This is a genomic window from Streptomyces sp. NPDC107546, from assembly GCF_055639175.1.
The window spans coordinates 63,918-84,980 of record NZ_JBVKBA010000019.1 but is presented as its reverse complement, the minus strand read 5'-3'; the positions used below and the strand labels follow the sequence as shown (position 1 = coordinate 84,980).

The following is a 21,063-nucleotide window of genomic DNA, read 5'->3' as shown; positions in this document are numbered from 1 at the left end:
GGTCGCCGAGCCAGACAGGCCGACGTCCGCTCCAGGGAAGGACCCTTCGTGAGCGACACCACCGATCTGATGGGCGCACGTGTCGAGGACACCGCTGCCGCGCCCGCCACGGACGCCTCCGCGCCTGCCACCGGTGCCGGGTCCCGGCGGCGCCGCGGTACCGGCCTTGAGGGCATGGTGCTGGCCGAGCTGCAGCAGGTCGCATCCGGCCTCGGCATCAGGGGCACGGCGCGCATGCGCAAGAGCCAGCTGATCGAGGTCATCAAGGAGGCGCAGGCGGGGGGCGGTGCCCCGGCCGCCAAGGCCGACACAGCCACCGAGACCAAGCCCAAGCGCCGGGCCACCTCCAGGACCCGCACCGGCGACGAGGCCGCCGCGGCCGAGCCCAAGGCCGCCAAGGCCGACAAGGCTGCCGAGCAGGCCGTGGCCCCGCAGCAGATCGAGATCCCCGGCCAGGGAGCCGGTGACGACGCCCCGGCCGAGCGCCGCCGGCGCCGCGCCACCGCCGAGGCCGGCAGCCCCGAGACGGTCGCCGCCGAGGCGCAGAGCGAGCCGAAGGCCGAGACCCCGGCCCAGCCCCAGCAGACCCAGCCGCAGGGCGACGGCGCCAAGGCCGACGCCGGCGACGGCGAGGGCCGCCGCCGCGACCGCCGCGAGCGCGGCCGTGACCGTGACCGCCGTGGTGGCAAGGGCGACGACCAGCAGCAGGGCCAGGGCGGCGGCCGTCAGGACCGTCAGCAGCAGGGTCAGCAGCAGGGCGGCGGTCGTCAGGACCGTCAGGACCGTCAGGACCGTCAGCAGGACGACGACGACTTCGACGGCGGCCGCAGGGGCCGTCGCGGCCGCTACCGCGACCGCCGTGGCCGCCGTGGCCGTGACGACATCGCCGCCGAGCCGCAGCTCGCCGAGGACGACGTCCTGATCCCCGTCGCGGGCATTCTGGACATCCTCGACAACTACGCCTTCATCCGGACCTCCGGCTACCTGCCCGGTCCGAACGACGTGTACGTCTCCCTCGCCCAGGTCCGCAAGAACGGCCTGCGCAAGGGTGACCACCTCACGGGTGCGGTCCGTCAGCCCAAGGAGGGCGAGCGCCGCGAGAAGTTCAACGCGCTGGTCCGCCTCGACTCCGTCAACGGCATGGCGCCCGAACACGGCCGCGGCCGCCCGGAGTTCAACAAGCTGACCCCGCTCTACCCGCAGGACCGCCTCCGCCTGGAGACGGACCCCGGTGTCCTCACCACCCGCATCATCGACCTGGTCTCGCCGATCGGTAAGGGCCAGCGCGGTCTGATCGTGGCCCCGCCGAAGACCGGCAAGACCATGATCATGCAGGCGATCGCCAACGCGATCACCCACAACAACCCCGAGTGCCACCTGATGGTCGTCCTCGTCGACGAGCGTCCGGAAGAGGTCACCGACATGCAGCGGTCGGTCAAGGGCGAGGTCATCTCCTCGACCTTCGACCGCCCGGCCGAGGACCACACCACGGTCGCGGAGCTGGCCATCGAGCGCGCCAAGCGCCTGGTGGAGCTGGGCCACGACGTCGTCGTGCTGCTCGACTCGATCACGCGTCTGGGCCGTGCGTACAACCTCGCCGCCCCGGCCTCCGGCCGCATCCTGTCCGGTGGTGTCGACTCGACCGCCCTGTACCCGCCGAAGCGCTTCTTCGGTGCGGCCCGCAACATCGAGGACGGCGGCTCGCTGACCATCCTCGCCACCGCCCTGGTGGACACCGGGTCCCGCATGGACGAGGTGATCTTCGAGGAGTTCAAGGGCACCGGCAACATGGAGCTCAAGCTCGACCGGAAGCTCGCCGACAAGCGCATCTTCCCGGCGGTGGACGTCGACGCGTCCGGCACCCGCAAGGAGGAGATCCTGCTCGGTGCCGAGGAGCTCGGCATCGTCTGGAAGCTGCGCCGGGTGCTGCACGCGCTCGACCAGCAGCAGGCGATCGAGTTGCTGCTCGACAAGATGAAGCAGACCAAGTCGAACATCGAGTTCCTGATGCAGATCCAGAAGACGACCCCGACGCCCGGCAACGGGGACTGATCGGATCGTCACACCACAGGGCCGTCCCGTCGTACCCGACGGGGCGGCCCTGTGCGTTGGCGAGATTTATGCCACAAGGAACTGGTTGCGGCCTGTACGGCCACTACGCCCCTGTACGGGCGAAGCCGCAGGTGAGCGCGGTGCTGCCGACTCCGTGGTGACCGTGCGTGTTTGCCGGGCCACGTCCTGGACACTCAGCGTTGTGCAACTCTTTCTCCGGTTTCTCCGTCTGACCGAACGGAGCGACCATGGAGCAATGAGAGGCCGCCAGGACTGAGGAGCACATGCCTTCCGACAGCACGCCGGACGCCGGCATAGCCGGCGAGGCCACGACGCCGGGACCGCGCCGCGGCGGCAAGGGCCGCCGCCGCAAGCCCCGCAGCGCCGGACGCAAGGCGCTCCTGGCCACCGCATGGAGTGCGGCGGGCATCCTGCTGCTCGGCGGCACCGGCGCCGGCTACCTGTACTTCAAGCTCAACGGCAACATCAGAAGCGTCGACATCAACCAGGAGCTCGGCGGCGACCGGCCCCAGAAGGTCGACAACGGCTCCGAGAACATCCTGGTCCTCGGCTCGGACACCCGTTCAGGCGCCAACAAGAAGCTGGGCGGCGGCACCGACGACGGCACCGGGCGCTCGGACACGGCGATGATCGTGCACCTGTACAAGGGCCACAAACAGGCCAGCGTCGTCTCCATCCCTCGCGACACCCTCGTCGACCGCCCCGCGTGCACCGACCCCAAGGGCGTCGCGCACGCCGCGGCCCGCGGCTCCATGTTCAACGAGGCCTACTCCGTCGGCGGCGCCACCTGCGCGGTGAAGACCGTCGAGTCGATCACCGGCATCCGTATGGACCACTACATCGAGGTCGACTTCGCCGGCTTCGAGAAACTGATCGACACTCTCGGCGGCGTCCAGGTGACCACCACCAAGAACATCCACGACGCCGGCAGCCACCTCGACCTGAAGGCCGGCACGCACACCCTGAGCGGGCAGCAGGCGCTCGGCCTGGTCCGCACCCGGCACGGCGTGGGCGACGGCTCCGACCTCGGGCGCATCCAGCTCCAGCAGGCGTTCATCAAGGCCCTGGTGAGCCAGGTGGAGCACATCGGCGTGCTGACCAGCCCGCAGAAGCTGTACGACCTCGCCGACACCGCGACGAAGTCCGTCACCACCGACTCCGACCTGGCCTCCGTCAAGGACCTGGCGTCGTTCGCCGAAGGGCTGAAGGGCATCAGCTCCTCCCACATGAACATGGTGACGATGCCGGTCCAGTACGACCCGGCGAACCCGAACCGGGTCCTGCTGGACGAGGCAAAGGCCCGGCTGATGTGGACCGCGCTGAAGAACGACCAGCCGATCCCGGCGGCGGCGACGAAGGGTACGGCCACGGGCGAAGCCAAGGGTGTGGTCAGCGCCCCGTAAGGGGCGCGGCGCCGTAGAGGCGACCCACCTCTCCACCCGCAGGGAATACACGAGCCCGGCCCCCGGTTTTGGGGGATGGCGCCAGTCCTGGCAGACTGGTACGTCGGCTCCGGTTCACGCACCCGCATCCCGCGGTTGCGACCCGGCGCCCTCCCGAAACCTAGGAGACACCTTGAAGCGCGACATCCACCCCGCGTACGTCGAGACGCAGGTCAGCTGCACCTGCGGCGCGTCGTTCACCACCCGTAGCACCATCGAGTCCGGCACCATCCGGGCCGAGGTCTGCTCCGAGTGCCACCCGTTCTACACGGGCAAGCAGAAGATCCTCGACACCGGTGGCCGTGTGGCCCGCTTCGAGGCCCGCTTCGGCAAGGCTGCCGCTGCCAAGAAGTAGCGAGCCCACAGCGCCGGTCTCCGGTCCCCCCTTCGCCGGGGGCACCGGGGCCGGCGCTTTGCGGTGCAGCCATTGTTCGTCGTACACACGTCCCCATGCCCCGGCCGGGCAGGGGGCATTTCAGGGAGCCGGAGATGTTCGAGGCGGTCGAGGAACTGGTCGGAGAGCACGCCGACCTGGAGAAGAAGCTCGCGGATCCGTCGATCCACGCCGACCAGGCGGGCGCGCGCAGGTTGAACAAGCGCTACGCCGAGCTGGGCCCGATCGTCGCCACGTACCGTTCCTGGAAGCAGACCGGCGACGACATCGAGACCGCACGGGAACTCGCCGCCGACGACCCGGACTTCGCCGCCGAGGTCAAGGAGCTGGAGAAGCAGCGCGAGGAGCTGACCGAGAAGCTGCGCCTGCTGCTCGTCCCGCGCGACCCCAGCGACGACAAGGACGTCATCCTCGAGATCAAGGCGGGCGCGGGCGGCGACGAGTCCGCCCTGTTCGCCGGCGACCTCCTGCGCATGTACCTGCGCTACGCCGAGCGCGTCGGCTGGAAGACCGAGATCATCGACTCCACCGAGTCCGAGCTCGGCGGCTACAAGGACGTCCAGGTCGCGGTGAAGGCCCGCGGTCAGATCGAGCCCGGCCAGGGCGTGTGGGCCCGGCTGAAGTACGAGGGCGGGGTGCACCGCGTGCAGCGCGTGCCCGCGACCGAGTCCCAGGGCCGTATCCACACCTCAGCCGCCGGTGTCCTCGTCACCCCCGAGGCCGAGGAGGTCGACGTGGAGATCAACCCCAACGACCTCCGGATCGACGTCTACCGTTCCTCCGGCCCCGGCGGCCAGTCCGTCAACACCACCGACTCCGCGGTGCGCATCACGCACATCCCGACCGGCGTCGTCGCCTCCTGTCAGAACGAGAAGAGCCAGCTGCAGAACAAGCAGCAGGCCATGCGTATCCTGCGCTCCAGGCTGCTCGCCATGGCGCAGGAGGAGGCGGAGAAGGAAGCCGCCGACGCCCGCCGCAGCCAGGTCCGCACCGTCGACCGCTCCGAGAAGATCCGCACCTACAACTTCCCGGAGAACCGCATCTCGGACCACCGCGTCGGCTTCAAGGCGTACAACCTGGACCAGGTCCTGGACGGCGACCTCGACGCGGTCATCCAGGCCTGCGTCGACGCGGACTCGGCCGCCAAGCTCGCCGCCGCCGCGTAAGGCTCCGTACCAGCCGCACCAGGCCCGTACACAGCACCGGAGGACCAGCGTGAACCTGCTGCTCGCGGAGGTGGCCCAGGCCACCCAGCGGCTGGCCGACGCCGGCGTGCCCTCGCCGCGCAACGACGCGGAGGAGCTCGCCGCGTTCGTGCACGGCGTCAAGCGGGGCGAGCTGCACTCCGTGAAGGACTCGGACTTCGACGCCCGCTACTGGGAGGTCATCGCGCGCCGGGAGCAGCGCGAGCCGCTCCAGCACATCACCGGGCGCGCCTACTTCCGGTACCTGGAACTGCAGGTCGGACCCGGGGTGTTCGTGCCGCGCCCGGAGACCGAGTCGGTCGTCGGCTGGGCCATAGACGCCGTACGGGCCATGGACGTCGTCGAGCCGTGCATCGTGGACCTGTGCACCGGCTCCGGCGCCATCGCGCTCGCCCTCGCTCAGGAGGTGCCGCGCTCGCGCGTGCACGCCGTGGAGCTGTCCGAGGACGCCCTGCAGTGGACCCGCAAGAACATGGCGGGCTCCAGGGTCGACCTGCGTCAGGGAGACGCGCGGGAGGCGTTCTTGGACCTCAACGGACAGGTCGACCTGGTGATCTCCAACCCGCCGTACATCCCGCTGACCGAGTGGGAGTACGTGGCCCCGGAGGCCCGGGACTACGACCCGGAACTGGCCCTGTTCTCCGGTGAGGACGGCCTGGACCTCATCCGGGGCATCGAGCGCACCGCGCACCGGCTGCTGCGCCCCGGCGGTGTCGTCGTCATCGAGCACGCCGACACCCAGGGCGGCCAGGTGCCGTGGATCTTCACCGAGGAGCGGGGCTGGGCCGACGCGGCGGACCACCCCGACCTGAACAACCGCCCGCGCTTCGCGACCGCCCGCAAGGCGCTGCCGTGAGCATCCCTGACACTGTTTTCCCGCAGCAGTACGTGTACGAGGAGGCCAGCTGACAATGGCACGGCGATACGACACCAACGACGCGACCGACCGCGCGACGGGTCTGCGCGAGGCCGCGTCAGCCGTCCGCCGTGGCGAACTCGTGGTGCTGCCGACCGACACGGTGTACGGCATCGGCGCCGACGCGTTCTCCTCGGAGGCCGTGGCCGACCTGCTCCAGGCCAAGGGCCGGGGCCGCAACATGCCCACACCCGTCCTCATCGGCTCCCCGAACACGCTGCACGGCCTCGTCACGGACTTCTCCGAGATGGCGTGGGAGCTGGTGGACGCGTTCTGGCCGGGGGCCCTCACGCTGGTCACCAAGCACCAGCCGTCGCTGCAGTGGGACCTGGGGGACACCCGGGGCACCGTCGCCGTGCGGATGCCGCTGCACCCGGTCGCGATCGAGCTGCTGACGGAGGTCGGGCCGATGGCGGTCTCCTCCGCGAACCTCACCGGCCACCCGGCGCCGGAGACGTGCGACGCCGCGCAGGGGATGCTCGGCGACTCCGTCTCCGTCTACCTGGACGGCGGCCCCACCCCCGGCAACGTGCCGTCGTCGATCGTCGACGTCACCGGCAAGGTGCCCGTGCTGCTGCGCGAGGGCGCCCTGTCCCCGGAGGAGCTGCGCAAGGTCGTACCCGACCTCGAGGTGGCGAATTGACGGCCCCTGACGCGGGGCGTGGCATAGGCAACGGGGACGAGAGGGGGGACCTGGCCCAGCCGGGTCCGCCCCGCGACACCTTCCGCATCCTCCACGTCAGCACCGGCAACGTGTGCCGCTCGCCGATCACCGAGCGGCTGACCCGGCACGCCCTGGCGGACCGGCTCGGCGACCCGCTGTGGGGCGGGGTCATCGTCGAGAGCGCGGGAACCTGGGGCCATGAGGGCGCGCCCATGGAGGCGAACGCGGAGGCGGTCCTCGCGGACTTCGGAGCGGATGCCTCCGGGTTCGTGGGGCGGGAACTGCTGGACGAGCATGTGATCAGGGCCGACCTGGTGCTGACCGCCACGCGGGACCACCGGGCGCAGGTGATCTCTATGGGGCACTCGGCGGGGCTGCGCACGTTCACCCTCAAGGAGTTCACACGGCTGGTGCGCGCGATAGACCCGGCCACCCTGCCGCCCCTGGAGGACGGTGTGGTCGCGCGTGCGCGTGCGCTGGTGCGGGCTGCGGCGGCTCTACGCGGGTGGCTGCTGGCGCCCACGGCGGAGGCGGACGAGGTGTACGACCCGTACGGGGCGCCCCTGCCGTTCTTCCGGTCGATCGGGGACGAGATCCATCAGGCGCTGGAGCCGGTGGTGACGGCGCTCACGGGGGTGCCTGCGCGGACGTAGGGTGCCGTGGCTCTTGGGCGCCCGGAGGTGTGCGGTGCCCGGGGTGTGGTTGCCCGGGGGAGGCACGACTGCCCGCGGCGGCTACGGCAGCTGCGGCGGCACGACTGCCCGCGGCTACGGCTGTGGCGGCACGACTGTTCTCGGACGCGTGACGCCGGGCGGGGCCGGTTCCCCGGGCCTACATTGGTGCTACATCCCCGTCGTCGCCGGGAGCTCACCATGGCGGTCATCCCCACCCTCGAGGCCGACGTCCTGCGGCGGCAGGACCCCGAGATGGCTGAGCTGCTGCTCGGGGAGCTGGCACGGCAGTCGACGACCCTGCAGCTGATCGCCGCCGAGAACTTCAGCTCGCCGGCGGTGCTCGCCGCCCTCGGGTCCCCGCTCGCCAACAAGTACGCCGAGGGATACCCCGGCGCCCGGCACCACGGCGGGTGCGAGATCGTGGACGTCGCCGAGCGCCTCGCCGTGGAGCGGGCCAAGGCACTCTTCGGTGCCGAGCACGCGAATGTGCAGTGCCACTCGGGATCGTCGGCGATGCTCGCCGCGTACGCCGCCCTGCTCCGCCCCGGCGACACCGTGCTCGCCCTCGGGCTGCCGCACGGCGGCCATCTCACGCATGGCTCGCCCGCCAACTTCTCCGGCCGCTGGTTCGACTTCGTCGGCTACGGCGTCGAGGCGGAGTCCGGGCTCATGGACCATGTGCAGGTGCGCGCCCTGGCTCGTGCGCACCGCCCGAAGGCCATCGTGTGCGGGTCGATCGCCTATCCGCGCCACATCGACCACGCCTTCTTCCGGGAGGTCGCCGACGAGGTGGGGGCGTATCTCATCGCCGACGCCGCGCACCCGATCGGGCTCGTCGCCGGGGGAGCGGCGCCCAGTCCGGTGCCGTACGCCGACATCGTCTGCGCCACCACCCACAAGGTGCTGCGCGGCCCGCGCGGCGGCATGATCCTGTGCGGAAGCGAACTCGCCGAGCGCGTGGACCGGGCCGTCTTCCCGTTCACCCAGGGCGGCGCGCAGATGCACACCATCGCGGCCAAGGCCGTCGCGTTCGGGGAGGCGGCGACGGACGCCTTCGCCGCGTACGCCCACCGGGTGGTCGCCAATGCCCGGGCGCTCGCGGCGGGACTGGCCGCCGAGGGGCTGCACATCACCACCGACGGCACCGACACGCACCTGATCATCGCCGATCCGGCGCCGCTGGGCATCGACGGCCGTAGCGCGCGCGGGCTGCTCGCCGCCGCCGGGATGGTCCTGGACTGCTGCGCGTTGCCGCACGGCCACGCCCGTGGCCTGCGCCTGGGCACCGCGGCGCTGACGACACAGGGCATGGGCGAGAGCGAAATGGCGTATGTGGCGGCCCTGTTCGCGTCGGTGCTGCGCCAGGAGACGGAGGCCAGGACGGCACGCGAGAAAGTGCGGGATCTCACCGAGGGATTTCCGCCGTATCCCGGGCGATGAGGGGTAGGCGCGCGTTATACACAGCCACACGTGCAACCATTTTCGCTACCCGTGAGTCCTCAACCATATGCACGCGAAGTTAGGGTGTGGGGCTGAGGACGCCCAGCGAGACCTGTGGGGAAGCCCGTGCGTGAATACCTGCTGACGCTCTGCATCACGGCCGCGGTGACGTATCTGCTGACAGGGCCGGTACGCAAATTCGCGATCGTGGCAGGAGCGATGCCGGAGATCCGGGCCCGGGACGTGCACCGGGAACCGACGCCCCGGCTCGGCGGTATCGCCATGTTCTTCGGTCTGTGCGCGGGCCTGCTGGTCGCCGACCACCTCAAGAACCTCAACGAGGTCTTCGCCAAGTCCAACGAGCCCCGGGCGCTGCTCTCCGGAGCGGCCCTCATCTGGCTGATCGGAGTGCTGGACGACAAGTTCGAGATCGACGCCCTGATCAAGCTGGGCGGCCAGATGATCGCCGCGGGTGTGATGGTCATGCAGGGTCTGACCATCCTGTGGCTGCCGGTCCCGGGCGTCGGCACGGTCTCGCTGACCCCCTGGCAGGGCACCCTGCTGACCGTGGCGCTGGTCGTCATCACGATCAACGCGGTCAACTTCGTCGACGGTCTCGACGGTCTGGCCGCCGGCATGGTGTGCATCGCGTCGGCGGCGTTCTTCATGTACGCGTACCGGATCTGGTACGGCTACGGGCTCGAGGCCGCCGCCCCCGCCACCCTCTTCGCGGCCGTCCTGATGGGCATGTGCCTGGGCTTCCTGCCGCACAACATGCACCCGGCGCGGATCTTCATGGGTGACTCGGGATCGATGCTGATCGGGCTCGTGCTCGCCGCCGGCGCCATCTCGATCACCGGACAGGTCGACCCGGACGCGATGAACCTCTTCTCCGGTTCGGAGCGCGCGACGGTCCACCAGACCGTCCCCGTCTACATCCCGCTGCTGCTCCCGCTGACGATCATCGCCGTCCCGGCCGCGGACCTGATCCTCGCGATCGTGCGCCGTACCTGGCGCGGCCAGTCCCCGTTCGCCGCCGACCGCGGTCATCTGCACCACCGGCTGCTGGAGATCGGGCACTCGCACAGCCGCGCCGTGCTGATCATGTACTTCTGGTCGGCGCTCATCGCCTTCGGCGCCCTCGGCTACTCCGTGAACTCCGCGTCCATGTGGATCGTGCTCGGCATCGTGGTGCTCAGCACGGTCGGTCTGGTGCTGCTCCTGCTGCCGCGGTTCACGCCGCGCACCCCGCAGTGGGCCGAGTCCTTCGTGCCTCCGCGCTACCGCCGCCGGCGCGGTACCGGCGCGAAGCCGCTGCCGACCGCCGCGTACGCCGAGTACGCCGAGAGCGGGCAGGCACGGCAGGAAGAGGGGCGCCGCACTCCTGTCGTCGCAGGCGTCTCGGGCGTCAACGGAGCCACTGCCATCGGCACCCGTGCGCGGATGGACCGCAGCCGGGCGGAGTCGTCACGCTGACGCGCAAGGTAAGAATCTGACGAGCGCGTTGCCATTTCGTGGCGGTGCAAAGCGTCTCAATACCAGACAAGACACCCGCGCGTCCGCGCAGACGGGCAGATTCCCTCTCATGTGTGACAGCTGGCACACCGCCTAGGTAAAGACCGCATCAAATAGTTTGTGATACGGTTCACGAGAACCCCGGGATAGAGCCGGAGGGTCCGGATGCGACGACCCCTCGGCGGGCGGACTTCGCTCGGCCCGGGACTACGCTCGTCCATGACGACACCCTGCCCCCTGTGAAAGCGGAGTTGCCGCCATGCCGTCCAATGACGCCCGGAACCTTCTGCGGATCGCTGTGCCCGCAGCGTCTGCCGGCGCGGTCGCCGTCGTCGTCAGCGGTGTTGTCGCGGGCGGCACGGGCGCGATCGGGGCGGCCGTCGGCACGGCGCTCGCCGTCCTCTTCATGGGCATCGGGCTCTACGTCCTGCAGTGGACGGCGAAGTCCCTCCCGCACCTGTTCCAGGCCATGGGGCTGATGCTCTACATGGCCCAGCTCCTGCTGCTCCTGATCTTCGTGGGCCTCTTCAAGGGCACTTCTCTCTTCAACCCCAAGACGTTCGCACTCACGCTCGTCGTCACCACGGTCGTGTGGATGGCCGCGCAGGCGCGTGCGCACATGAAGGCCAAGATCTTCTACGTCGACCCGGACTCCCAGAAGAGCGAGAAGCCCGAGAAGACAGGGCCCAAGCCGTGAGGGGTAGGGCCGGGATAAAGACTTGTGAGATCTCCTGCTATCGTCCGGTGCCAACTGCGGCATCGCGGGCGCGGGCATCTGAGCTGACGCCTGCTCACACGCGAGGCTCGATGCCCCCCAGCCGCCCCCACATCCGTAACACCAGTCCAGTGCCGACCCGCGGCTGCGCGCCGCGCCGACACAACGAGGTTGCCGTACCCATGCGTCACGCCGAAGGAGCCCGCGGTGAGTGCTGACCAGACCCAGCTCGCCTTTGACTGGAGCTGCCGCATCCTGTCCGACAACGGCTGCGGCTTCCCGGCTCCGGGCCTGAACTCCTTCCTCTTCAAGCCTCTGTTCACCGCGGGCGGCTTCGAGTTCAACAAGGTGATGCTGCTCGCGCTCATCACCACGGCCCTCGTCATCAGCTTCTTCTGGGCGGCCTTCGGCAACGCCAAGGTGGTCCCGGGCAAGCTCCAGATGATCGCCGAGGCCGGCTACGACTTCGTGCGCCGCGGCATCGTCTACGAGACGCTGGGCAAGCGCGAGGGCGAGAAGTACGTCCCGCTCATGGTCTCGCTGTTCTTCTTCATCTGGCTGATGAACGTCTGGTCCGTGATCCCGCTGGCCCAGTTCCCGGTCTCCTCCGTGATCGCCTTCCCGGCGGTTCTGGCAGCGATCGTCTACATCACCTGGGTCTCGCTGACCTTCAAGAAGCACGGCTTCGTCGGCTTCTTCAAGAACGTCACGGGCTACGACAAGTCGCTCGGCGCGGTGCTGCCGCTCGTCATGGTCATCGAGTTCTTCTCGAACCTCTTCGTGCGGCCCTTCACGCACGCGGTGCGACTCTTCGCCAACATGTTCGCCGGTCACCTGATGCTGGTGATGTTCACCGTCGCCTCCTGGTACCTGCTGAACAGCTACATGATCCCGGCCGCCGGCGTCTCGTTCGTGATGACCATCGCCATGATCCTCTTCGAGCTCTTCGTGCAGGCCGTCCAGGCGTACGTCTTCGTCCTCCTGGCCTGCTCCTACATTCAGGGCGCTCTCGCCGAGCACCACTGAGTCGAACCACCCGCCCGCACACCCCCAGACGTCCGGTGGCCAACCCCCACCGGTCCATGAAAGAGAAGGAAGAACCGGCATGTCCGCTCTTGAGACCCTCGCCGCCGCCACCGGTGTTCACGGCTCCACCGGCTCCATCGGTTACGGCCTCGCGGCCATCGGCCCCGGCATCGGCGTCGGCATCATCTTCGGCAACGGCACCCAGGCCCTGGCCCGCCAGCCCGAGGCGGCCGGTCTGATCCGTGCCAACCAGATCCTGGGCTTCGCCTTCTGTGAGGCGCTCGCCCTCATCGGCATCGTTATGCCGTTCGTGTTCGGTAAGTAATCACCTTCTTACTGACACGAATCGACGAAAGGCACTGATGTGATCGCCAACCTGGTACAGCTGGCGGCCGAGGAGGAGCAGAACCCGCTCGTCCCGGCAGGCCCGGAGCTGCTCGTCGGCACCATCGCCTTCGCCATCGTGTTCTTCTTCTTCTGGAAGAAGCTGCTTCCGAACATCAACAAGGTTCTGGAGGAGCGTCGAGCGGCGATCGAAGGCGGCATCGAAGAGGCCGACGCCATGAAGGTCGAGGCCCAGAGCGTGCTCGAGCAGTACAAGGCTCAGCTCGCCGAAGCCCGGCACGAAGCCGCGCGGCTGCGCCAGGAGGCGCAGGAGCAGGGTGCCGCCCTCATCGCCGAGATGCGCGCGGAAGGCCAGCGGCAGCGTGAGGAGATCATCGCCGCCGGTCACGCGCAGATCGAGGCCGATCGCAAGGCCGCCTCGCAGACCCTGCGGCAGGACGTCGGCAGGCTCGCCACCGAGCTGGCCGGCAAGCTCGTCGGCGAGTCCCTCGAGGACCACGCCCGGCAGAGCCGCGTGATCGACCGCTTCCTCGACGAGCTCGAGGAGAAGGCCGAGGCCGCGCGATGAACGGAGCGAGCCGCGAGGCCCTGGCAGCCGCACGCGAGCGTCTCGACGCGCTCACGGACTCCACGTCCGTGGACGCTGCGCAGCTCGCCGACGAGCTGGCCGCCGTCACCGCGCTGCTCGACCGCGAGGCGTCGCTGCGCCGGGTCCTCACCGACCCGGCGCGGGCCGGCGAGGCGAAGGCCGGGCTGGCCCAGAGCCTGCTCGGCGGCCAGGTCGGCGGGCCGGTCGTGGACCTGCTGTCCGGCATGGTGCGCTCGCGCTGGTCGCAGTCGCGCGACCTGGTCGACGCGCTGGAGGAGCTGGCGAGCCTCGCCGACCTCACCGCCGCCGAGAAGGCGGGCGCGCTGGACGACGTCGAGGACGAGCTGTTCCGGTTCGCCCGGATCGTCTCCTCGAACACCGAGCTGCGCGCCGCACTCACGGACCGTGCCGCCGGCACCCCGGCCAAGATCGAGCTGCTGCACCGGCTGCTCGGCGGTCGCGCCGACGCCACGACCGAGCGTCTGGTCACGCGTCTTGTGACCGCGCCGCGGGGACGTAGCCTGGAATCGGGAATCGAGTCCCTGTCCAAGCTGGCCGCCGCCCGTCGTGACCGCCTGGTCGCCGTCGTGACCTCGGCGGTCCCGTTGAGCGACGCCCAGAAGCGGCGCCTCGGTGCCGCACTGGCCAAGCTCTACGGCCGCCAGATGCACCTCAACCTGGACGTCGACCCGGAGGTCGTCGGAGGGATCCGGGTGCAGGTCGGTGACGAGGTCATCAACGGTTCGCTCGCGGACCGACTCGAGGACGCCGGCCGCCGCATGGCGAGCTAGCACCAACTCCATACGCAGTACTACGGCCCGGGTTGGGCCGTGCAGAGGATGCAGAGTTTCTGGGGGGCGCCCCCAGAACCCCCACAGAAACTTCGGGCCCAACAAGGAGAGCAGGGAACCCAGATGGCGGAGCTCACGATCCGGCCGGAGGAGATCCGGGACGCGCTGGAGAACTTTGTCCAGTCGTACAAGCCGGACGCGGCCTCGCGCGAGGAGGTCGGCACTGTCACGTTCGCCGGTGACGGCATTGCGAAGGTCGAGGGTCTGCCCTCGGCCATGGCCAACGAGCTGCTGAAGTTCGAGGACGGCACCCTCGGCCTCGCCCTCAACCTCGAGGAGCGGGAGATCGGTGCCATCGTCCTCGGCGAGTTCAGCGGGGTCGAGGAGGGACAGCCGGTGCAGCGCACCGGTGAGGTGCTCTCCGTGGCCGTCGGCGAGGGCTACCTCGGCCGCGTCGTCGACCCGCTCGGCAACCCGATCGACGGCCTCGGCGAGATCGAGACCGACGGCCGCCGCGCCCTCGAGCTGCAGGCTCCGGGCGTCATGGTGCGTAAGTCGGTGCACGAGCCGATGGAGACCGGCTACAAGGCCGTCGACGCTATGACCCCGATCGGCCGTGGCCAGCGTCAGCTGATCATCGGTGACCGCCAGACCGGCAAGACCGCGCTGGCGATCGACACGATCATCAACCAGCGCGACAACTGGCGCACCGGCGACCCGAAGAAGCAGGTCCGCTGCATCTACGTCGCCATCGGCCAGAAGGGCTCCACCATCGCCGGCGTCCGCCGCGCGCTGGAGGAGAACGGCGCGCTGGAGTACACCACGATCGTCGCCGCCCCGGCGTCCGACCCGGCCGGCTTCAAGTACCTGGCGCCCTACACCGGTTCCGCCATCGGCCAGCACTGGATGTACCAGGGCAAGCACGTCCTGATCATCTTCGACGACCTGTCGAAGCAGGCCGACGCCTACCGTGCCGTGTCCCTGCTGCTGCGCCGTCCGCCGGGCCGCGAGGCCTACCCGGGCGACGTCTTCTACCTGCACTCCCGCCTGCTGGAGCGCTGCGCCAAGCTCTCCGACGACATGGGCGCCGGTTCGATGACCGGCCTGCCGATCGTCGAGACCAAGGCCAACGACGTCTCGGCGTTCATCCCGACCAACGTCATCTCCATCACCGACGGCCAGTGCTTCCTGGAGTCCGACCTGTTCAACGCCGGCCAGCGTCCGGCCCTGAACGTCGGTATCTCGGTCTCCCGCGTCGGTGGCTCCGCCCAGCACAAGGCGATGCGCCAGGTCTCCGGCCGTCTGCGTGTCGACCTCGCCCAGTTCCGTGAGCTGGAGGCGTTCGCCGCCTTCGGTTCCGACCTGGACGCCGCGTCGAAGGCGCAGCTGGAGCGCGGTTCGCGCATGGTCGAGCTGCTGAAGCAGAACCAGTACGAGCCGATGGCCACCGAGGACCAGGTCGTCTCCATCTGGGCCGGCACCAACGGCCGTATGGACGACGTTCCGGTCGCCGACATCCGCCGCTTCGAGAAGGAGCTCCTCGACTACCTGCACCGCAAGGAGCAGGGTCTGATGACCTCCATCAAGGAGGGCGCCAAGATGTCGGACGACACCATCCAGGCGATCGACGACGCCGTCGCGGAGTTCAAGAAGCAGTTCGAGACCTCGGACGGCAAGCTACTCGGCGAGGACACCCCGGCCGCAGCCGCCAAGTGACGTAAGGAAGGGACCTGACTCATGGGAGCCCAGCTCCGGGTCTACAAGCGTCGCATCCGATCCGTCAGCGCGACCAAGAAGATCACGAAGGCGATGGAGATGATCGCCGCCTCGCGCGTCGTCAAGGCGCAGCGCAAGGTGGCGGCCTCCACGCCGTACGCGACCGAGCTGACGCGCGCGGTATCGGCGGTCGCCACGGGGTCGAACACCAAGCACCCGCTGACGACGGAGTCGGAGAACCCGACCCGTGCCGCGGTCCTGCTCCTCACGAGCGACCGCGGCCTGGCCGGCGCCTTCAACTCCAACGCCATCAAGACGGCGGAGCAGCTGACCGCTCGGCTCGAGCGCGAGGGCAAGCAGGTCGACACGTACATCGTCGGCCGGCGCGGTGTGGCCCACTACAACTTCCGTGAGCGCAAGATCGCGGAGTCGTTCACGGGCTTCACCGACGACCCCTCGTACGCGGACGCCAAGAAGGTCGCGGCCCCCCTGATCGAGGCCATCGAGAAGGACACGGCGGACGGCGGCGTGGACGAGCTGCACATCGTCTACACGGAGTTCGTGTCGATGATGACGCAGACGGCCCTCGGTGCCCGTCTGCTGCCGCTGAGCCTCGACGACGTGGCCAAGGAGGCGGCGCCGAAGGGCGACGAGATCCTGCCGCTGTACGACTTCGAGCCGTCGGCGGAGGACGTCCTCGACGCCCTGCTGCCGCGCTACGTGGAGAGCCGTATCTACAACGCGCTGCTCCAGTCGGCCGCCTCCAAGCACGCCGCCACGCGGCGCGCGATGAAGTCGGCAACCGACAACGCCGGAGACCTCATCGAGAGCCTCACCCGGCTTGCCAACGCGGCCCGCCAGGCCGACATCACCCAGGAAATCAGCGAGATCGTCGGTGGCGCGAGCGCCCTGGCCGACGCGACCGCGGGGAGTGACTACTAATGACCACCACTGTTGAGACGGCCACGGCGACGGGCCGCGTCGCGCGGGTCATCGGCCCGGTCGTCGACGTGGAGTTCCCCGTCGACGCGATCCCGGACATGTACAACGCCCTCCACGTCGAGGTGTCCGACCCGGCGAACGCGGGCGAGAAGAAGACGCTGACCCTGGAGGTCGCCCAGCACCTGGGTGACGGCCTGGTCCGCACGATCTCGATGCAGCCCACCGACGGCCTGGTCCGCCAGGCCACGGTGACCGACACCGGCGCCTCCATCTCCGTCCCGGTCGGCGACTTCACCAAGGGCAAGGTGTTCAACACCATCGGTGACGTCCTGAACGTGGACGAGAAGTACGACGGCGAGCGCTGGCCGATCCACCGCAAGGCGCCGAACTTCGACCAGCTCGAGTCCAAGACCGAGATGTTCGAGACCGGCATCAAGGTCATCGACCTGCTGACCCCGTACGTCAAGGGCGGCAAGATCGGTCTGTTCGGCGGCGCCGGCGTCGGCAAGACGGTGCTCATCCAGGAGATGATCTACCGCGTCGCCAACAACCACGACGGTGTCTCCGTGTTCGCCGGCGTCGGTGAGCGCACCCGTGAGGGCAACGACCTCATCCAGGAGATGTCCGAGTCCGGCGTCATCGACAAGACCGCGCTGGTCTTCGGTCAGATGGACGAGCCGCCGGGCACCCGTCTGCGGGTGGCCCTCGCGGGCCTGACGATGGCGGAGTACTTCCGCGACGTCCAGAAGCAGGACGTGCTGTTCTTCATCGACAACATCTTCCGCTTCACCCAGGCCGGTTCCGAGGTCTCCACGCTGCTCGGCCGTATGCCGTCCGCGGTGGGTTACCAGCCGAACCTGGCCGACGAGATGGGCCTCCTGCAGGAGCGCATCACCTCGACCCGCGGTCACTCGATCACCTCGATGCAGGCGATCTACGTCCCCGCCGACGACCTGACCGACCCGGCCCCGGCCACCACGTTCGCCCACCTCGACGCGACGACGGTTCTGTCCCGTCCGATCTCCGAGAAGGGCATCTACCCGGCCGTGGACCCGCTGGACTCCACGTCCCGGATCCTGGACCCGCGCTACATCTCCCAGGACCACTACAACGCGGCCATGCGCGTCAAGACGGTCCTGCAGAAGTACAAGGACCTCCAGGACATCATCGCGATCCTCGGTATCGACGAGCTCGGCGAGGAGGACAAGCTCGTCGTCCACCGGGCCCGCCGTGTGGAGCGCTTCCTGTCCCAGAACACCCACGTCGCCAAGCAGTTCACCGGCGTCGACGGGTCGGACGTGCCGCTGGACGAGTCGATCGCCGCGTTCAACGCGATCATCGACGGTGAGTACGACCACTTCCCGGAGCAGGCGTTCTTCATGTGCGGTGGTATCGAGGACCTGAAGAAGAACGCCAAGGAGCTGGGCGTCTCCTGACGGTCGCGCGTGGCGGGCTCGAACCGGGCCCGCCGCGGGTACCGCCTCTTGGTGAGAGGGGTGGAGAAGCATCTCGCGGCTTGCACCGCGGGGTGTGGTCCGCCCCTCTCCGTACGCCTACTAGAATTCAGACCAACACCCGGCGACCGCCGGGTGGTGACCCGAGGAGCCACCCTTGGCTGCTGAGCTGCATGTCGAGCTGGTCGCCGCCGACCGCCAGGTCTGGTCCGGCGAGGCCACCCTGGTCGTCGCGCGCACCACGTCCGGCGACATCGGCGTCATGCCCGGTCACCAGCCGCTGCTCGGTGTGCTGGAGTCGGGCCCGGTGACCATCCGTACGAGTGAAGGTGGAACGGTCGTCGCCGCGGTGCACGGCGGTTTCATCTCGTTCGCGGACAACAAGCTGTCCCTGCTGGCCGAGGTCGCCGAGCTGTCGGACGAGATCGACGTCCAGCGTGTCGAGCGGGAGCTCGAGCGCGCGAAGGCGGAGGACGACGCCGTCGCCGAGCGGCGCGCGGATGTCCGCCTGCGGGCGGCACAGGCGGCGCGCTGACCGGGGGTACCTCCCAGGCCGTCTAGGCTCTGGGGGAGCGCTTGCCATGACGTGACTCAGCCGCGGTCGGCCCGGAGTGATCCGGTGCCGGCCGCGGCTGAGGCCAATCCGGGTGTTTTTTCCGTTCCGTTACCTAGGAGACGAGGAGGTCGGTGTCGATGGTCCTCGCTCTGAGCGTGTGCGGAGTGGTCGTGGCACTCGTACTGGTGGGGCTGTTCGTCTTCGGCCTCAGGCGCCGCCTCATCCAGCGCTCCGGCGGCACCTTCGACTGCAGCCTGAGGTGGAACGTCCCGGAGGAGCCCGACACCAGCGGCAAGGGCTGGGGATACGGCGTCGCCCGCTACAACGGCGACCGCATCGAATGGTTCCGCGTCTTCTCCTACGCCCCGCGCCCGCGCCGTGTCCTGGAGCGTTCGGCGATCGAGGTGGCCGGCCGGCGGGATCCCGAGGGCGAGGAGGAGCTGGCGCTGCTCTCCGACGCGGTGGTCCTCGCCTGTCGCCACCGGGGCACCCGCCTGGAACTCGCGATGAGCGAGGACGCGCTGACCGGTTTCCTGGCGTGGCTGGAAGCCGCACCTCCCGGACAACGAGTGAATGTGGCGTAGCCCACTCGCCCTCCCCCGAACGAAGTCCGGGGGAGGGCGAATGCGGTCCAACCCTTCGGTCAGGTTTACGACAGCCCGTTGCTGAGGGCGCTCACCAGCTCACCGTTGCTGGTGTCGCCGCTGAACTCCCAGAAGAAGGCGCCGCCGAGACCCTGGTTCTTGGCCCATGCCATCTTCGTCCCGATGGTGGCCGGGGTGTCGTACGACCACCAGTTGCTGCCGCAGTGCGCGTATGCCGTCCCCGCGACGGTGCCGGTGGCCGGGCAGGACGTCTTGAGCACCTTGTAGTCCTCGATGCCCTGCTCGTACGTGCCGGACGCCGGGCCCGTGGCCGTGCCGCCCGGTGCGTCCTGGGTGACGCCGGTCCAGCCGCGGCCGTAGAAGCCGATGCCGACGAGGAGCTTCTTGGCGGGCACACCGATCGCCTTGTACTTGGCGATCGCGTCGGCCGTGGTGAAACCGGCCTTCGGGATGCCGCTGTACGAGGTGAGCGGGGAGTGCGGGGCCGTGGGGCCCTGTGCGTCCCAGGCGCCGAAGAAGTCGTACGTCATCACGTTGTACCAGTTCACGTGACTCGCGGCGCCCGCGTAGTCGGCGGCCTCGATCTTGCCGCCGGCGGAGCCGTCGGCGGTGACGGCGGCGGTGACCAGGGCGGAGGAGCCGAACTTGGCGCGCAGCGCGGCCATCACGTTCTTGAAGGCCGCAGCGCCGCTGGTGTCGCAGGACAGGCCGCAGGCGTTCGGGTACTCCCAGTCGATGTCGATGCCGTCGAAGACGTCGGCCCAACGCGGGTCGTGCACCAGGTCGTAGCAGGACTGGGCGAAGCCCGCCGGGTCCTTGGCCGCGTCCGCGAAGCCGCCGGACCAGGTCCAGCCGCCGAAGGACCACAGCACCTTGAGGTTGGGGTACTTGGCCTTCAGTTCCCGCAGCTGGTTGAAGTTGCCGCGCAGTGGCTGGTCCCAGGTGTCGGCGATGCCGCTGACGGACTGGTCGGCGGTGAACGCCTTGTCGTAGTCGGCGTAGGAGTCGCCGATCGCGCACTTGCCGCCGGTGACGTTGCCGAAGGCGTAGTTGATGTGCGTGATCCTGGACGCTGACCCGGACGTCACCAGGTTCTTGACGTTGTAGCCCCGGCCGTAGATGCCCCACTCGGTGAAGTAGCCGAGCTTGACCTTGTCGCCGGTGGTCGGGGGAGTGGTGGTGCCCCCGGTGGTGTGCACGGCGACCGCGCCGCTGACCGGACCGGTCTGGTCTGCGGTGTCACGGGCCTGGACGGTGTAGGAGTAGTCGGTGCCGGCGGTCAGGCCGGTGTCCGTGTACGAGGTGGCCGTCACGGTGGCGACGGTCCTGCCGTCGCGCACGACGTCGTAGTTCTTGACGCCCTTGTCGTCGGTGGCCGCGCTCCAGCTGAGCTTCACCGAGGTGTCGGTGATGCTCGAGGCGGTGGGGGTGCCGGGCGCGGAGGGCGGGTTGTCGCCGGGGACGGTCGTGCCGCCGTCACAGCTGCCGCCGTTGAGCTTGCAGTTGGACGGTGAGCCGGAGCCACTGCCGTTGAAGCCGAAGGAGACGGAGGCGCCGGGGGCCAGGGTGCCGTTGTACGACTTGTTCCTGGCCGTCCAGTGGGTGCCTGAGTTGGTGACGTCCGCGTCCCACGCCGAGGTGACGGACGTGCCGGAGGGGAAGTCCCACTCGACGGTCCAGGAGTTGATGGTCGTGGAGCCGGTGTTCTGCACCGTCCACTTGCCTTCGAAGCCGGTGCCCCAGTCCTGCGTCTTGGCGTAGGTGGCGGTGGCGGTCGAGGCGGCCTGGGCGGGACCTGCGGCGAGTCCGACGAGCCCGGCCAGCGGGAGCAACAGGGTCGCGAACCCTGCCGCGGCTCTGTGTCTGAAGCGCATGCTGCGCCTCCCTGTCTTGGGGATGGGGAGTGGTGGGCATGACTGAGCCTTCACGCCCACGGTGCCGCGAGAATAGAAAGGTCTGGACCAGAGGTCAATAGGTCTGGACCACTGCACCGATTGGTGT

At 69.3% G+C, this 21,063-nt stretch carries 20 protein-coding genes; 19 read left to right on the top strand and 1 reads right to left on the bottom strand.

The window, feature by feature from the left end; genetic code table 11:
• The first annotated feature begins 48 nt into the window (after nt 1–48).
• From rho to ACZ7L1_RS25785, 19 genes are all read left to right on the top strand, one after another.
• On the top strand, nt 49–2,052 hold the full coding sequence (gene rho, locus ACZ7L1_RS25875; RefSeq protein WP_471440397.1) for a transcription termination factor Rho: 2,004 nt from the start codon (nt 49–51) through the stop codon (nt 2,050–2,052).
• A gap of 284 nt (nt 2,053–2,336) precedes the next feature.
• Complete coding sequence (locus tag ACZ7L1_RS25870; protein ID WP_471440396.1) at nt 2,337–3,476, top strand: LCP family protein; 1,140 nt, start codon at nt 2,337–2,339, stop codon at nt 3,474–3,476.
• A gap of 172 nt (nt 3,477–3,648) precedes the next feature.
• Entirely contained in the window at nt 3,649–3,870 is a 222-nt protein-coding gene (gene rpmE / locus ACZ7L1_RS25865; protein ID WP_103838593.1) for a 50S ribosomal protein L31, read from the top strand.
• Between the two features lie 134 nt (nt 3,871–4,004).
• Nucleotides 4,005–5,075 carry a peptide chain release factor 1 gene (prfA, locus tag ACZ7L1_RS25860; protein WP_388990734.1) on the top strand — a complete coding sequence of 357 codons (1,071 nt, stop codon included), beginning with the start codon at nt 4,005–4,007 and terminating at the stop codon, nt 5,073–5,075.
• A gap of 49 nt (nt 5,076–5,124) precedes the next feature.
• Complete coding sequence (prmC, locus tag ACZ7L1_RS25855) at nt 5,125–5,970, top strand: peptide chain release factor N(5)-glutamine methyltransferase (RefSeq protein ID WP_471440395.1); 846 nt, start codon at nt 5,125–5,127, stop codon at nt 5,968–5,970.
• Nucleotides 5,971–6,025: 55 nt separating this feature from the next.
• Nucleotides 6,026–6,673: an L-threonylcarbamoyladenylate synthase gene (locus ACZ7L1_RS25850; RefSeq protein WP_471440394.1), complete on the top strand. Its 648-nt coding sequence runs from the start codon at nt 6,026–6,028 to the stop codon at nt 6,671–6,673.
• Nucleotides 6,670–7,347, top strand: a complete 678-nt coding sequence (locus tag ACZ7L1_RS25845; RefSeq protein WP_471440393.1) for an arsenate reductase/protein-tyrosine-phosphatase family protein — start codon at nt 6,670–6,672, stop codon at nt 7,345–7,347. The genes ACZ7L1_RS25850 and ACZ7L1_RS25845 overlap by 4 nt, the downstream gene beginning before the upstream one ends.
• 219 nt (nt 7,348–7,566) lie before the next feature.
• Nucleotides 7,567–8,808, top strand: a complete 1,242-nt coding sequence (locus ACZ7L1_RS25840; RefSeq protein WP_471440392.1) for a serine hydroxymethyltransferase — start codon at nt 7,567–7,569, stop codon at nt 8,806–8,808.
• A 126-nt stretch (nt 8,809–8,934) separates the two neighbouring features.
• On the top strand, nt 8,935–10,284 hold the full coding sequence (locus ACZ7L1_RS25835) for an MraY family glycosyltransferase (RefSeq protein WP_471440391.1): 1,350 nt from the start codon (nt 8,935–8,937) through the stop codon (nt 10,282–10,284).
• Between the two features lie 298 nt (nt 10,285–10,582).
• A complete protein-coding gene (locus ACZ7L1_RS25830) occupies nt 10,583–11,020 on the top strand; it encodes a hypothetical protein (RefSeq protein ID WP_471440390.1) in 438 nt (145 codons plus the stop codon).
• Nucleotides 11,021–11,293: 273 nt separating this feature from the next.
• Nucleotides 11,294–12,064, top strand: a complete 771-nt coding sequence (gene atpB, locus ACZ7L1_RS25825; RefSeq protein ID WP_471440446.1) for a F0F1 ATP synthase subunit A — start codon at nt 11,294–11,296, stop codon at nt 12,062–12,064.
• Between the two features lie 79 nt (nt 12,065–12,143).
• On the top strand, nt 12,144–12,389 hold the full coding sequence (gene atpE, locus ACZ7L1_RS25820; RefSeq protein WP_471440389.1) for an ATP synthase F0 subunit C: 246 nt from the start codon (nt 12,144–12,146) through the stop codon (nt 12,387–12,389).
• Nucleotides 12,390–12,428: 39 nt separating this feature from the next.
• On the top strand, nt 12,429–12,977 hold the full coding sequence (locus ACZ7L1_RS25815; protein ID WP_471440388.1) for a F0F1 ATP synthase subunit B: 549 nt from the start codon (nt 12,429–12,431) through the stop codon (nt 12,975–12,977).
• Nucleotides 12,974–13,789: a F0F1 ATP synthase subunit delta gene (locus tag ACZ7L1_RS25810; protein WP_471440387.1), complete on the top strand. Its 816-nt coding sequence runs from the start codon at nt 12,974–12,976 to the stop codon at nt 13,787–13,789. The genes ACZ7L1_RS25815 and ACZ7L1_RS25810 overlap by 4 nt, the downstream gene beginning before the upstream one ends.
• Before the next feature lie 123 nt (nt 13,790–13,912).
• Complete coding sequence (atpA, locus tag ACZ7L1_RS25805) at nt 13,913–15,505, top strand: F0F1 ATP synthase subunit alpha (RefSeq protein WP_471440386.1); 1,593 nt, start codon at nt 13,913–13,915, stop codon at nt 15,503–15,505.
• Nucleotides 15,506–15,526: 21 nt separating this feature from the next.
• Entirely contained in the window at nt 15,527–16,447 is a 921-nt protein-coding gene (locus tag ACZ7L1_RS25800; RefSeq protein ID WP_471440385.1) for a F0F1 ATP synthase subunit gamma, read from the top strand.
• Nucleotides 16,447–17,883, top strand: a complete 1,437-nt coding sequence (atpD, locus tag ACZ7L1_RS25795; RefSeq protein ID WP_471440384.1) for a F0F1 ATP synthase subunit beta — start codon at nt 16,447–16,449, stop codon at nt 17,881–17,883. The genes ACZ7L1_RS25800 and atpD overlap by 1 nt, the downstream gene beginning before the upstream one ends.
• A gap of 175 nt (nt 17,884–18,058) precedes the next feature.
• Nucleotides 18,059–18,436, top strand: a complete 378-nt coding sequence (locus tag ACZ7L1_RS25790; RefSeq protein WP_388990714.1) for a F0F1 ATP synthase subunit epsilon — start codon at nt 18,059–18,061, stop codon at nt 18,434–18,436.
• A gap of 158 nt (nt 18,437–18,594) precedes the next feature.
• Nucleotides 18,595–19,041, top strand: coding sequence for a DUF2550 domain-containing protein (locus tag ACZ7L1_RS25785; RefSeq protein WP_471440383.1), 447 nt, complete (start codon nt 18,595–18,597; stop codon nt 19,039–19,041).
• A 65-nt stretch (nt 19,042–19,106) separates the two neighbouring features.
• Here ACZ7L1_RS25785 and ACZ7L1_RS25780 read toward each other — a convergent pair whose 3' ends face one another.
• Nucleotides 19,107–20,936 (bottom strand): glycosyl hydrolase family 18 protein, encoded by a 1,830-nt coding sequence (locus tag ACZ7L1_RS25780; protein ID WP_471440382.1) that lies wholly within the window; start codon nt 20,934–20,936, stop codon nt 19,107–19,109.
• Nucleotides 20,937–21,063 lie beyond the last annotated feature (127 nt).